We start from the raw sequence: 14,410 nt of genomic DNA on the forward strand, positions 1-14,410 counted from the left end.
AACAGGGTTGCGCCCCACAACAGGATTTATCTCTTCGCGTCCATTCTTCGTGTCCGTGAATGCAGGCGCATCCTCCGAAAGACGATCGTTGCGCATGGCGCCATGCACTCTTGCGGATTTTCGAAACGACGCGCAAACGCCGTCCGGACGGGCTCTGGGGCCGGTCCGTCTGCTATCTGCACTATCCGTTCTGTGATATGCTCCCCGGGTGCAAAGTTTTAGGTCCTTCCAAGCAAGACTTGATTCGCGCAATCCGCTAAACGGTCAGGCCGTGTCGCGGAAGGTTCTGTAACCCGCTATTTCTCGAGAAGCTCGAAGAAAGGTGAGCGTAAAAATGATGAAGCAATTCCAGTCGAACTCTTATCTGTTCGGCGGCAATGCTCCGTACGTAGAAGAAATGTACGAAGCGTATCTCGATAATCCGGCGTCAGTGCCCGAGAACTGGCGCAGCTATTTCGACGCGTTGCAGAACGTCCCTGCATCGGATGGCAGCAATGCCAACGACGTGGCCCATGGCCCGATCGTCGAATCGTTTGCGCAACGCGCCAAGGCCAACGCCTTCATCCCGCGCACCGCAACCGGCGGCGAAGACCTCGCCACCGCGCGAAAGCAAGTCTATGTGCAGTCCCTCATCGGCGCATATCGCTTCCTCGGCTCGCAATGGGCCAATCTCGATCCCCTGAAGCGCCGCGAACGTCCCGCCATCCCCGAACTCGAACCCGCGTTCTACGACTTCACCGAAGCCGACATGGACCAGGAGTTCAGCGCCACGAATCTGTATTTCGGATTCGAGCGTGCTTCGCTGCGCGAGATCGTCAAGGCACTGCGCGACACGTACTGCGGCACGATCGGCGCCGAGTACATGTACATCAGCGATCCGGAGCAGAAGCGCTGGTGGAAAGAGAAGCTGGAATCGATCCGTTCCACGCCGAGCTTCTCGAACGAAAAGAAAAAGCACATCCTGAATCGCCTGACGGCCGCTGAAGGCCTCGAGCGCTTCCTGCACACCAAGTACGTCGGCCAGAAGCGCTTCTCGCTCGAAGGCGGCGAAAGCTTTATCGCCTCGATGGACGAAGTCGTGCGTCACGGCGGCGCCAATGGCGTTCAGGAAATCGTCATCGGCATGGCTCACCGTGGCCGTCTGAACGTGCTGGTCAATACGCTCGGCAAGATGCCGGCGGACCTGTTCGCCGAATTCGAAGGCAAGCACCACGACGACCTGCCGGCCGGCGACGTGAAGTACCACAAGGGTTTCTCGTCGGACGTCTCGACCGAAGGCGGCCCGGTTCACCTGTCGCTCGCGTTCAACCCGTCGCACCTCGAAATCGTCAACCCGGTGGTCGAAGGTTCGGCCAAGGCCCGTATGGACCGTCGCGGCGACGACAGCGGCCTGCAAGTGCTGCCGGTGCAGATCCACGGCGACGCGGCTTTCGCCGGCCAGGGCGTCGTGATGGAAACGCTGAACCTCGCGCAAACGCGCGGTTACGGCACGCACGGCACGCTGCACATCGTCATCAACAACCAGATCGGCTTCACGACGTCGGACCCGCGCGACTCGCGCTCCACGTTGTATTGCTCTGACGTGGTCAAGATGATCGAAGCGCCGGTGCTGCACGTGAACGGTGACGATCCTGAAGCAGTGGTGCTGGCTACGCAGCTGGCTATCGACTTCCGCATGCAGTTCCACAAGGACGTCGTCGTCGACATCGTCTGCTTCCGCAAGCTGGGTCACAACGAGCAGGACACGCCGGCTGTCACGCAGCCGCTGATGTACAAGACGATCGCCAAGCACCCGGGCACGCGCGCGCTGTACGCTGAAAAGCTGGTGCAGCAAGGCGTGATCACGGCTGCCGACGCGGACGAATACGTCAAGGCCTACCGCAAGGCCATGGACGAAGGCCATCACACGGTCGACCCGGTGCTCTCGAACTACAAGAGCAAGTACGCGGTGGACTGGGTGCCGTTCCTGAACCGCAAGTGGACCGACGCCGCGGATACCGCAGTGCCGCTCGCGGAACTGAAGCGCCTTGCTGAGCGCATCACCACGATTCCGGAAAACTTCAAGGTTCACCCGCTGGTCGAGCGCGTCATCAACGACCGTCGCGCGATGGGCCGTGGCGAAGCGAAGCTCGACTGGGGCATGGGCGAACACCTGGCATTTGCATCGCTGGTCGCTTCGGGCTACGCGGTTCGCCTGACCGGTCAGGATTCGGGCCGCGGCACGTTCACGCACCGCCACGCGGTGCTGCACGATCAGAACCGCGAACGCTGGAACGACGGCACGTACGTGCCGCTGCAGAACATCGCTGAAGGTCAGGCCAAGTTCACGGTGATCGACTCGGTGCTGTCGGAAGAAGCGGTGCTGGGCTTCGAATACGGTTACTCGACCGCTGAACCGAATACGTTCGTCGCGTGGGAAGCGCAGTTCGGCGACTTCGTGAACGGCGCGCAAGTCGTGATCGACCAGTTCATCTCGTCGGGCGAAGTGAAGTGGGGCCGTGTTTCGGGTCTCACCATGCTGCTGCCGCACGGCTACGAAGGTCAGGGTCCGGAGCACTCGTCGGCACGTATCGAGCGTTTCCTGCAATTGTGCGCAGACCACAACATGCAGGTCGTTCAACCGACCACGCCGGCGCAGATTTTCCACCTGTTGCGCCGTCAGATGATCCGCCTGTTCCGCAAGCCGCTGATCGTCGCCACGCCGAAGTCGCTGCTGCGTCACAAGGAAGCCGTGTCGGATCTGTCCGAACTGGCGAAGGGCGCATTCCAGCCGATCCTCGGCGAAATCGACGAAGCGATCGACGCGAAGAAGGTCAAGCGCGTGGTCGTGTGCTCGGGCCGCGTGTACTACGACCTGCTGGCGCATCGCCGTGAATCGAAGTCGAACGACGTCGCGATCATCCGTATCGAACAGCTCTATCCGTTCGCGCACAAGCAGTTCGAAGCGGAAATGAAGAAGTACGACAACGCGACCGAAGTGGTCTGGGTGCAGGACGAGCCGCAGAATCAAGGCCCGTGGTTCTACATCGAGCACCACTTGAAGGACGGCATGAAGGAAGGGCAGAAGCTGGCATACAGCGGACGTCCGGCTTCGGCTTCGCCGGCAGTCGGCTACTACGCGAAGCACTACGAGCAGCAGAAGGCGCTGGTCGAAGGCGCTTTCGGCCGCCTCAAGAGCGCGTCGATCGCTAAATAATCACAAGAGCCGAACCGGGAAAGCGCAGGGCGCTTTCCCGTGCCGCATCTGAATGATCAGCGCGGCAGTCAAGGTTCGCAGGCGGTCGGCGGATCCATGGATCGCGCGCCGTCACCCGATACGTATTCAGGATATTCATAATGGCTATTGTTGAAGTCAAGGTTCCCCAGCTCTCCGAGTCGGTTTCGGAAGCCACGATGCTGCAGTGGAAGAAGAAGCCCGGCGAGGCTGTTGCTCAAGACGAAATTCTCATCGAAATCGAGACCGACAAAGTCGTGCTCGAAGTGCCGGCACCCTCGGCCGGCGTGCTCGCGCAAGTCATCGCGAACGACGGCGATACCGTCGTCGCTGATCAGGTGATCGCCAAGATCGACACCGAAGGCACGGCAGGCGCCGCTGCTGTCGAAGCCGAAGTGAAGCCCGCTCCGCAAGCCGCACCGGCACCCGCCGCTGCACCGGCTCCGGCGGCTCAAGCCGCATCCGCAACGGGTGCCAACACCGCTGCTTCGCCGGCTGCCGGCAAGCTGATGGCCGAGAAGGGCCTGGGCGCGGGCGACGTCGCCGGCACGGGCCGCGACGGCCGCATCACCAAGGGTGACGTGCTGACTGCGGGCGCTCCTGCTGCCAAGGCCGCACCGGCTCCGGCCGCTGCACCGAAGGCTGCGAAGCCGTCGCTGCCGGACGTCAAGGCGCCGGCTTCGGCTGACCAATGGCTGAAGGACCGCCCGGAACAACGCGTGCCGATGTCGCGTCTGCGCGCTCGTATCGCCGAGCGTCTGCTCGAGTCGCAGCAAACCAACGCCATCCTGACCACGTTCAACGAAGTGAACATGGCGCCGGTGATGGACCTGCGCAACAAGTACAAGGACAAGTTCGAGAAGGAACATGGCGTGAAGCTCGGCTTCATGTCGTTCTTCGTGAAGGCGGCGGTCCACGCGCTGAAGAAGTTCCCGCTGGTGAACGCGTCGATCGACGGTAACGACATCGTCTATCACGGCTACTTCGACATCGGTATCGCTGTCGGTTCGCCGCGCGGTCTGGTGGTGCCGATCCTGCGCAATGCGGATCAGCTGAGCCTCGCCGACATCGAGAAGAAGATCGCCGAATTCGGCCAGAAGGCCAAGGACGGCAAGCTGTCGATCGAAGAAATGACCGGCGGCACGTTCTCGATCTCGAACGGTGGTGTGTTCGGTTCGATGCTGTCGACTCCGATCATCAACCCGCCGCAATCCGCGATTCTGGGCGTGCACGCCACGAAGGAACGCGCTGTGGTCGAAAACGGCCAGATCGTGATCCGCCCGATGAACTACCTGGCGCTGTCGTACGACCACCGGATCATCGACGGTCGCGAAGCGGTGCTGTCGCTGGTCGCCATGAAGGATGCGCTGGAAGATCCGGCTCGCCTGCTGCTGGACCTGTAATCACCGGCCCGGCCGGTGCCGGCTTGTCGTAGGGCGAGCCGGCACCATATAAGCAACAGGCAAGCAACACGTCTTTCGCATTCCGCAGTACAGGAACGCCGCGCGTCACGAAGCGTGGCCGCGCGCCGTTCCGCCATCAAAAGGATTGTCATGTCCAAAGAATTTGACGTCGTCGTGATCGGCGCAGGCCCCGGCGGCTATATCGCCGCAATCCGCGCAGCGCAGCTCGGCAAGACCGTCGCATGTATCGAAAAATGGAAGAACCCGGCCGGCGCGCTGAAGCTCGGCGGCACGTGTCTGAACGTGGGTTGCATTCCGTCGAAGGCGCTGCTCGCGTCGTCGGAAGAGTTTGAAAACGCGTCGCATCACCTCGCCGACCACGGCATCTCCGTGGAAAACGTGAAGGTCGATATCTCGAAGATGCTGGCCCGCAAGGAAGGCATCGTCGAAAAGATGACGAAGGGCATCGAATTCCTGTTCCGCAAGAACAAGATCACGTGGCTCAAGGGTCACGGCAAGTTCACCGGCAAGACGGACGCCGGCGTGCAGATCGAAGTGAGCGGCGAAGGCGAAACCGAAGTGGTCACGGCAAAGAACGTGATCATCGCCACGGGTTCGAAGGCGCGCCATCTGCCGAACATTCCGGTCGACAACAAGATCGTCGCCGATAACGAAGGCGCACTGAGCTTCGACACGGCTCCGAAGAAGCTGGCCGTGATCGGCGCAGGCGTGATCGGTCTGGAACTGGGTTCGGTGTGGCGTCGTCTGGGTGCGGAAGTGACCGTGCTCGAAGCGCTGCCGGAATTCCTCGGCGCGGCTGATCAGGCGCTGGCTAAAGAAGCGGCCAAGCAGTTCAAGAAGCAGGGTCTGGACATCCACGTCGGCGTGAAGGTCGGCGAAGTGAAGACGACCGACAACGGCGTGACGATCGCGTACACGGACAAGGACGGCAACGCGCAGACGCTCGAAGCCGACCGCCTGATCGTGTCGATCGGCCGCGTGCCGAACACCGACAACCTCGGTCTCGAAGCGATCGGCCTGAAGGCCAACGAGCGCGGTTTCATCGACGTCGACGACCACTGCGCAACGGCGGTGCCGAATGTGTACGCGATCGGCGACGTGGTGCGTGGCCCGATGCTCGCGCACAAGGCCGAAGACGAAGGCGTGCTGGTTGCCGAAATCATCGACGGTCAGAAGCCGCATATCGACTACAACTGCATTCCGTGGGTGATCTACACCGAACCGGAAATCGCATGGGTCGGCAAGACGGAGCAGCAGCTGAAGGCCGAAGGCCGCGAGATCAAGACGGGTCAGTTCCCGTTCATGGCGAACGGTCGCGCACTGGGCATCAACAAGGCGGATGGTTTCGTCAAGATGATCGCCGACGCGAAGACCGACGAACTGCTCGGCGTGCACATCATCTCGGCCAACGCATCGGACCTGATCGCGGAAGCCGTGGTGGCGATGGAATTCAAGGCGGCGTCGGAAGACATCGGCCGCATTTGCCATCCGCACCCGTCGCTGTCGGAAGTCATGCGCGAAGCGGCACTGGCCGTCGACAAGCGCGCGCTAAACATGTAATCACGCGCACGCCTGACTGACAGTACTCCGGCATTACCACGAAGGCGGGCGGGTTCATTCCCTCCCGCCTTTCTATTTGCAGCAACGGCAACACGATGAACGTCACCGAATACTACGAAAAAGAACTGCAGACGCGGGGTTACCAATCGGACCCGGCGCAACGCGCGGCGGTCGACCGTCTGCAGCGGTGCTATGAAGAGTGGACCGAATACAAGTCGCGCCGCTCGAACGCGTTCAAGAAACTGATCATCCACCCGGATCTGCCACGCGGCGTGTATATGTGGGGCGGTGTAGGGCGCGGCAAGAGCTTCCTGATGGACAGCTTCTACATGATCGTGCCGTTGCATCGCAAAACGCGTCTGCATTTCCACGAGTTCATGCGCGAAGTGCACCGGGAACTAGAAGATCTGAAAGGTCAGGCCGATCCGCTCGACGAACTCGCGCGCCGGATCGCAAAGCGCTACCGCCTGATCTGTTTCGACGAATTCCACGTGTCGGATATCGCCGACGCGATGATCCTGTACCGCCTGCTCGACAAGCTGTTCGAAAACGGCGTGCAGTTCGTGATGACCTCCAACTACGATCCTGACACGCTGTATCCGGACGGACTGCATCGCGACCGGATGTTGCCGGCGATCGAACTCATCAAGGCAAAGCTCGACGTGATCAACGTCGATGCGGGCATCGACTACCGGCAGCGAACCCTGGCTCAGGTGGAGGTGTATCACGCGCCGCTTGGCGCCGCCGCCGACAAAGCATTGCGCGACGCTTTCGGGCGCCTTGCGGCCGTTCCCGATGAAAGCCCGATCCTGCATATCGAAAAGCGCGAGTTGAAGGCGCTGCGCCGCGCCGACGGCGTCGTGTGGTTCGACTTCGCCACGTTGTGCGGCGGTCCGCGCTCGCAGAACGACTATCTGGAACTGGCAAGCCGCTTTCACGCCGTGGTGCTCTCGGGCGTGCCGCAGATGTCGGCGCGCATGGCTTCGGAAGCGCGTCGCTTCACCTGGTTGATCGACGTGTTTTACGACCACAAAGTGAAACTGTTGATGTCCGCCGCCGTGCCGCCCGAGCAACTGTATGTGGACGGTCCGATGGCCAACGAGTTCACCCGAACGGTCTCACGTATCGTCGAAATGCAGTCGAAGGAGTATCTCGACGCGCCACGGCGGATCGTCGATACGTCGCTGACCTGACACACTGCGCGGTACGGCCGGCGGTGCTTTCGCGATAGATCGCACGGCGTTGGCGAACGGGGCAACTGCACCCGGCGTATTTTCAAGATTCGGATTGGTCTTATTCTCCGGCCGCGGACGACTGGCTATCTTTTGTCGAGGTTCTGACAAAGGAGAAACCATGAATCCCTACCGTGATATCAACGACGAAGAATGGCAACGTATCGCACCTCTTCTGCCGGAACTGCGTCCGCGCTCGGAACTGCGTGGCCGGCCGCTCGCCAATACGCGCTCTGTACTGAACGGCGTGCTGTGGGTCATGTACAGCGGCGCCACCTGGTCCGCCATGCCGCGTCGATACCCGTCGTATCAAACCTGCCATCGCCGCTTCAAGGCGTGGTATGAGTCCGGTGTACTCAAGCGGGTGATGGAACAACTGTTCGGCGCGGCGAGCGTCGAGTTGTGCGCGCTCATGGAAGGTCGGATGCGCTCGCACGTGAGTGCGGAGCAGAAGAGTGCCGAAACACAAAAAGCGGCGCTCGTCTCGCCTGCGGTGTTCAGCCCGGCATCGCCGCAGCCGCTGCCGTCCTCGCCGTTCGTGTTCAATTCGCCCTTCAAACACGCTGCATGACGGATTCGAACGGGCGACTCCAAACAAAAGAAAACGGCCGAGCGATGATGATCGTCGGCCGTTTCTTGTGAGTCTCTCTCGGGTTCTTCCGCGCCCAAGTCCCCTTTATTTCTCTCGCGGTGTGGCCCGGGCTCTGCCAGGTGCTTCGGCGCATAGGTGCGCGCCTCGCGCCGAGCTCGCCGCGTTACATCTGAACTACCCGCGCATCATTGTTGACGCACCCACGTCTGCGAACGGCCCAGCAACGAAACGCCGATATAGCCGCGCACGACCAGTTTGTTTCCACCGTCTTCCAGGTGCATCTTGCACTTGTAGAGCTTGCCGTTTTCCGGGTCGAGGATCTGCCCGTGGTCCCAGGCGTCGCCGTCCTTCTTCATGTCGCTAATGATCGTCATGCCGAGAATCAGCTGATCCTTGCGCGCGTCGGTGCATGCCGTGCAGCGGCGGTCCGGCTGGTCGTTCGCGCCGAGTCCTTTGATCACCTTGCCATTGAGCGAACCGCTGCCGTCCTGCGCGATCTGCACGAGCGCTTTCGGCTGGCCGGTATGATCGTCGATGGTTTGCCACGTGCCGACCGGGCTGTCGGCTTGCGCCATGGCCGTCACGGCGCTGGCGAGCAGGACGCCGGCGAGCGCGGCATGTTTGACTGAGCGAAGCGCGATTGCGCGAGCACGGTGGGTGAATTGCGTCATTGTCTTCCTCCTTGATTAAAGACGGCGCGATCATGGTCGCGCGGCGTTATTGGCATCTCGGGCGGCCTTCGTACTTTGCCACCGTGATGCCTGCCGATGTCTGCATGGCCTCTCAGGTTCTGCATCGTCCGGCTGGGTGCGCTACTTGCGGATTGCAGCTCGTGCGCCACCGGTCGCGACATCGTCAGCGCAGAATACGTGAAAGTGCGCGCGCCGTTTGATAGTGGACCCTCTAATCAGGACGCGGCACTTTGGCGAATCAGTTCAGCTGGTATGAGAACGTCGCGTTGATGCGCGGACTGCGTGACGCGCTTTCCACCGGTGCATCGCCAATCGCTTTGGCCACCGACAGATCCAGGCTGTAGTACTTCGCGTCCGAGATCCGGAAGCCGAAGGCGATCGATGAAAGCTTCGAAGGTGAGGGCGTACCCGCATGCAGATAGACGCGCGCCATGTCGAACGAGACGTAGGGTGTGAGCGTGCGTAAATACGTGAAGCCCGGCGTGAAAGCGCGATTGACTTCGAACATCGCGCCCCAGCCTGAATCGCCCGATGCTTCGCCCGGCTGATAGCCTTGCGCAAACCGCTGCGCGCCGAACGAGATCTGTTCCGAGGTGGGCAGCGACACGCCGCTGTATTGACCGGTCAGCGAGACCGCGGTGCCGATCTTCAACGGCCACTCGTTGGTTTGCGAAAAGCTGGCGCCGGTTCGCACGAAGTTGATCGACGCCGGATTGGTGACTGGCGAGCCCGGCACATTCGAGTCGCCGGATTTCGACGCACCCAGAATGTCGAACGCCTTGGCCACGTTGACACTCGCACGGCGTACCTGGCCGGTCTGCACGCCGGTGTAGTCGGCCTGTAACTGCATGACGCGTATTTGCGAGCGGAAGCCGATCTGCGCACCCGTGTCGTGGTTGTTGTAGCGATCCTCGTCGTGCGACGCGTAGACCGACGCCGTGCCGATCACGCTCTGCGTGTTGCTCAAGAGGATCGGATACGCCAGCGAGCCGCCCACCTTGTCGTTGATGACCGTGCGTTCGATCGAAGAGGGCAGTCCCGGGTTGTCGGTCGGGTTGCCGCGATAGTGCGAGGCGTCGATCTTCGCGAGCAGGCCATTGCTGCCGATCGGCACCGCGCCGTGCGCGGCGAGATAGGTGACATTGTCACGCCCCTTCGGCAGCAAGGCCGACACGCTCAACTGTTCACCGAACGAGGTCAATCCGTTTTCGGTGGCGGTCAACAATCCTTGTACGCCGGGGTGATTGAAATCGATCCCGGTGCTCACGTCGAACGGCTTGCGCTCCACGTTCAGTTCGAGCGTGGTGGCGCCGTCCGTGTTCTGCGGCGGCGGCACGTTGGCCGCGACCTTCACGCCCGGCAGCAGGCCCAGCACGTTGACATAACGCTCGAAGGTGGCGCGCCGCAACGGGCGGTCGGCGGTGATGTGGTCGGCGATCGCGCGGATCTTGTCTTCCACGGCGCCCGCCTTGCCGGTTACCTTGACCGCGGACACGTAGCCTTCCACCACCGTCACGCGCACCACGCCGCCTTCGAATGTCTGCGCCGGAACAAACGCGAACGAGAGAGCGAAGCCGCGGTCCTGATAGAGCTTCGTGACGCCGTTGGCGACCTGGATCAGATCGCCGATCGTCGTGTCTTTACCGACGAGCGGCGTGAACCGTTGTGCGACGTCGTCGAATGGAATGGACTTCACGCCCTCGACCTGTATGCGCGAGGGCGTGATGTGGCGGGCGAGCAATTCTTCGAGTTGGGGGGCTTGCGGTGCGACTTGCACGGTCACATTGGGCCCTTTGTCGGGCGCCTTGATCTGCGGCAGCGAATCCAGGGGATTGCCGCCAACTGCCGTGCTGCCCGCGCGGGACTGCGCGTGTGCCTGCATCTGTAGGGTGCTCGCCGCAATCGCGGCGACGACGACGGTCCATGTGCTGCCATACCCGAGTTTCATCGGATCTTCCTCGTGTGCCGTTCTTGTGTCGCGCTCGCGTTGCCTGGCCGGGCGGGTTGCGAACGCTTATATGTGGCTCGATGCGTACTGCCATGCTTGCATGTATTACGTCACATGCTCCGTGGGGCTTGAGCCTTCGCCGAAGAAAACCGGAGCACGTGATGAGTCGGACTGTCTATGCGCATTGGCTATTCGCGGCTTCAGGTTCCATCCGATGAGCTCGCTTCGCGCAAGTCTCATCGGATAGATGATGCGTGCGATAGCCGCAAGACAGTTAGGTTTACTACTTATGGGTTGCCGGCAGCAAGCCGCCGAGCAGGGTCGTCAAGCCGCCCGTCGCGGTGCCCGAGCCGCTCGTCGAGCCTGCCGCCGAGCTGAGCGTGCCGGTCAACTGGCCGACCAGTGCGGTCACCGGCGCGAGCGGCTGAGCGCCGCTACCCGAAGTGCCGCTCGTGACGCCGGACAGCGCGCCGGTCAGCGTCGACAACGGATTCGAAGCGCTACCCGAGCCGCCCAGCGTCGAAGTCAGCGAACTCAACGGCGTGCCATTCAGGCCGGAAGTCAGCGAACCCAGCGGCGTGCCGCTTAGCGCCGAGGTCAGGCCGGCGAGCGGGGTGCCGCCGAGCAGCGTCGACAACGAGCCGACCGGATTGCTGCCAAGTCCGAGACTCGCCAGCGAACTTTGCAGCGGGCCGAACGGATTGCTGCTGGCGGGCGGTCCATTGGCGACGTTGACGTTCGTGCTGCCGACGAGGCTTGTAATCAGTCCGGGAATCGGCATGGCGCCATTCGGGCCGTTCGGATTGACGAGGCCGCCAGCGTTCGTCACCGTGTTGCCGAGCGAGCCGACCACCGTGCCGAGATCGGCGCCGAGCGGGTTCTTCGTGGCGCCGCCTACTTGCGAGCCGGCGGCGCTCAACGCGCCGCCCACTTGCGCGAGCACGCCGCCGAGCGGTGCGCCGAGGCCGGTCTGCGTGCCGACCGTTTGCGTGACGAGGCCGGCCGTCGTCACGATCGGCGTGATGGCGGTGCTGATCGGTTGCGTGATCTGCTGCACGGGCACGGAGCCGAGCGAATTGCCGAGTGTCGCGCCACCGGCGTTCAGCGCGCCCGCGGCGGTGGAGAGGGTGCTGGCCAACGGTGTCGTGAGCGGCGACAGCGGCGCGAGATTGCCGCTGCCGAGACCGCCGACCGCGGTGCTCAATCCTTGCACGACGCCGCTCGTCGACCCGACCACGGAGCCGAGTCCGGCAACCGTGGTGCCGACCGGATTGGCCGTGGTGCCGGTCTGGCCGACGCCGCTGCTCACGGCATTGGCGAGCGCGTTGAGCGTGCCGCTCGTGCTCGATACGGCATTGCCGAGACCTTGCGTGACCTGCGGGCTCAGGCCCGGAATGGTCTGCGAGGCGATCGTCGAGCCGAGGTCGTTGGTGGTCTGTGCGGCCGCGGTGGCGAGGCCGGTGGTGCCGGTCTTGGTGGTGGTGGTGCCGGTGGTGGTCGAGCCGGAGCCGCTGCCGCTACCGGTGCTCGAGGTGGTCGGCGGCGCGCTGACGGTGCTGCCGCCGCACGCCGCGAGCAGGCCGGCGACGGCCACGGCGATCAATGGGGTGCGCAACGACGACACAGTCGCGCACGTCGCGTGGAGAGAAAAGAAACGTTGAGTGGACATGTGTGCTCCTCCGTGTCTTCTGGATGTCGTGTGCGTTGGTTCCAGTGCGCCGGTGCAACGGGTGTCTGAGCGGCGCGCCCAGTTCAGTCGGTCTCGGGTAGTGCCGGAGCACGGCTGGCGGGCCGCGCTCCGGCTTGGTCTCGCGCTACGTTTTTGTGCTGTTCCCGAGCGTCCTGGTTACTTCTTGCCCAATCCGCCGAGCAGGCCGCCGACGAGCGAGGTCACCGGTGCGAGCGGATTGCCTGTCGTGCCTTTACCCGTGCTGGTCGACAGCGACAGACCGGCGCCCGAGCTGGTGGAGGCGGCCGTGGTCGTCGTAGTCGGTGAGGCGCTCGCCGTGGTCGTGACGCTGCCAAGCGCGCCCGTCACGCTCGTCAGCAAGCCGCTGACCGGAGCGAGCGGGCCGCTGCTGCCGCCTGCCGCGCCGGAGAGGCCGCCCGTCACGCTCGAAAGCAGGCCGGTGACGGGAGTGAGCGGGCTGCCGCCGCTGGCTGCGCCGCCAACTGCGCCGGTCACGCTGCTGAGCACGCCGGTGACCGGAGCGAGCGGGCCGCTGCTGGTGCCGCCGGTCAGGCCGCCGAGTGCGCTGGTCAACGGAGCGAGCGGACCGCTGCTGGTGCCGCCGGTCAGGCCGCCGAGTGCACTGGTCAGCGGAGCGAGCGGATTGCCGCCGCTGCCGCCCGTGAGCAGGCCGCCCACCGAAGCGACTGTCGTGCCGGTGTCGGTCACCGTGTGGCCGAGTGCAGCCGTGACCGGGTTGCCGCCGGTCGCGGTCAACAGCGCGCCGGCTTTGCCGAGCCCGCCGCCGACCGCCGAGAGCAGGCCGTTCAGCGGTGCGCCGAGGCCGGTGGTGTTGCCGACCGTCTGCGTGGTCGCGGCGACCATCGACGTAATCGGCGTGATTGCGGTACTGAGGGTTTGCGTGACTTTCTGGACCGGGCCAGTCGAGAGGGCGGTGGTGAGCGTGCTGCCGCCATTGGTTACCGCGCCGCCGAGCGTGTTGACGACGCCGCCGAGCGGCGAGGTGATCGCCGACAGCGGAGCGAGCGGGCCGCTGCCGAGGCTCGTCACGAGGTTGCCCGCATCCGTCACCGCGCCGCCGACATGACCCACGACCCCACCCAGGCTCGAGACCGTCGTGCCGACCGCGTTGCCGCCGGTGCCGAGCTGGCCGAGCCCTTGCGACACCCCGCCGCCGAGCGTGGACACGGCCGCGCCGACTTGCTGCACGATGCCGCCGGCGGCCTGGGTGGTTTGCGAGCTGACGCCGGGCAAGGTCTGCGAGCCGATCACGGTGCCGATGCTGCCGACCGTCGAGCCGGCGTCGCTGACCACGCCGCCCGTATTGCCCGCGACCGTGCCGAGCGCGTTGGCGACCACGGTGGTGCCCGTCCCCGTTCCCGTTCCGTTGCCTGTTCCCGTGCCCGTGCCCGTGCCCGACGTTCCCGAGCCGTTGCTGCCGGTGGTGGTGCCCGAGCCCGAGCCGCCCGAACCCATCGAACCACTGCCGCCACCCGAGGTGGACAGTGTGCCTCCCGCGGAGCCGCTACCGTTGCTGCCGGTGCCGGAACTCAGGCTGCCGGAGCCGCCGCAAGCACCGAGAGAAAGCATCGCGGCTACGCTGGCCGCAATCATGGTTGCCCGTATCGTCGTGTTGGTCGTTTGAATGTTCATGTCGCCCTCGAATCGCATGTGTTGTTGGATGTTGCTGCGTGCCTATCTCTGCACGAGCCGTGCCATTTCGCTTGAGCGATGCGGAGGATTTTCTCGAGGTGTCGCGCCGCGCCTTATCCGATAAGGCTTTGCGAGAAGTTGATGGAATGCGCGCTGAATCAGAATGGGTCCGCAAAATGCGATGCTCGGGGGTGGTTACGCAGGCGGCGTAACGTAACGAGCCGCGCGCGCCGTTACGCTGCACGACGTAACGCAGGTGCGCGAAACGGGCCCGCGCGCTTGAAACGTTCTGTTCAAACAAATAATTAGTGGAGCGAATCTAACTCATGGTTATACCTATGTGCTGCAACGCACGGACTGCCGTTAATCTGAGCGGGCGGATAAAACGCACACGTGACGAGCATC

General features: G+C 63.4%; 9 protein-coding genes. 5 read left to right on the plus strand and 4 right to left on the minus strand.

From position 1 onward, the window contains the following. The first annotated feature begins 334 nt into the window (after positions 1–334). The 5 genes from AC57B1_RS17445 (at position 335) to AC57B1_RS17465 (ending at position 8,001) form a co-directional block, all read left to right on the plus strand. Complete coding sequence (locus tag AC57B1_RS17445) at positions 335–3,196, plus strand: 2-oxoglutarate dehydrogenase E1 component (protein WP_091794874.1); 2,862 nt, start codon at positions 335–337, stop codon at positions 3,194–3,196. Between the two features lie 140 nt (positions 3,197–3,336). Beyond that, entirely contained in the window at positions 3,337–4,617 is a 1,281-nt protein-coding gene (gene odhB / locus AC57B1_RS17450) for a 2-oxoglutarate dehydrogenase complex dihydrolipoyllysine-residue succinyltransferase (RefSeq protein WP_408293586.1), read from the plus strand. Positions 4,618–4,767: 150 nt separating this feature from the next. Beyond that, positions 4,768–6,198, plus strand: coding sequence for a dihydrolipoyl dehydrogenase (gene lpdA, locus AC57B1_RS17455; protein WP_408186025.1), 1,431 nt, complete (start codon positions 4,768–4,770; stop codon positions 6,196–6,198). A gap of 95 nt (positions 6,199–6,293) precedes the next feature. Continuing rightward, positions 6,294–7,391, plus strand: a complete 1,098-nt coding sequence (gene zapE / locus AC57B1_RS17460) for a cell division protein ZapE (RefSeq protein ID WP_496418144.1) — start codon at positions 6,294–6,296, stop codon at positions 7,389–7,391. 160 nt (positions 7,392–7,551) lie between these two features. Further along, complete coding sequence (locus tag AC57B1_RS17465; RefSeq protein ID WP_496418145.1) at positions 7,552–8,001, plus strand: transposase; 450 nt, start codon at positions 7,552–7,554, stop codon at positions 7,999–8,001. Positions 8,002–8,207: 206 nt separating this feature from the next. Here the strand turns inward: AC57B1_RS17465 and AC57B1_RS17470 are convergent, their stop codons facing one another. From AC57B1_RS17470 to AC57B1_RS17485, 4 genes are all read right to left on the minus strand, one after another. Continuing rightward, entirely contained in the window at positions 8,208–8,693 is a 486-nt protein-coding gene (locus tag AC57B1_RS17470; RefSeq protein ID WP_091794857.1) for a DUF2147 domain-containing protein, read from the minus strand. A gap of 259 nt (positions 8,694–8,952) precedes the next feature. Continuing rightward, entirely contained in the window at positions 8,953–10,662 is a 1,710-nt protein-coding gene (locus AC57B1_RS17475) for a ShlB/FhaC/HecB family hemolysin secretion/activation protein (protein WP_091794854.1), read from the minus strand. 283 nt (positions 10,663–10,945) lie between these two features. After that, on the minus strand, positions 10,946–12,331 hold the full coding sequence (locus tag AC57B1_RS17480; protein ID WP_496418146.1) for a collagen-like triple helix repeat-containing protein: 1,386 nt from the start codon (positions 12,329–12,331) through the stop codon (positions 10,946–10,948). Positions 12,332–12,508: 177 nt separating this feature from the next. Beyond that, on the minus strand, positions 12,509–14,005 hold the full coding sequence (locus tag AC57B1_RS17485) for a collagen-like triple helix repeat-containing protein (RefSeq protein WP_496418147.1): 1,497 nt from the start codon (positions 14,003–14,005) through the stop codon (positions 12,509–12,511). Between the last annotated feature and the right edge of the window lie 405 nt (positions 14,006–14,410).

The sequence above is a fragment of the Paraburkholderia sp. BGA-UO-ETr-F21 genome (assembly GCF_059567925.1).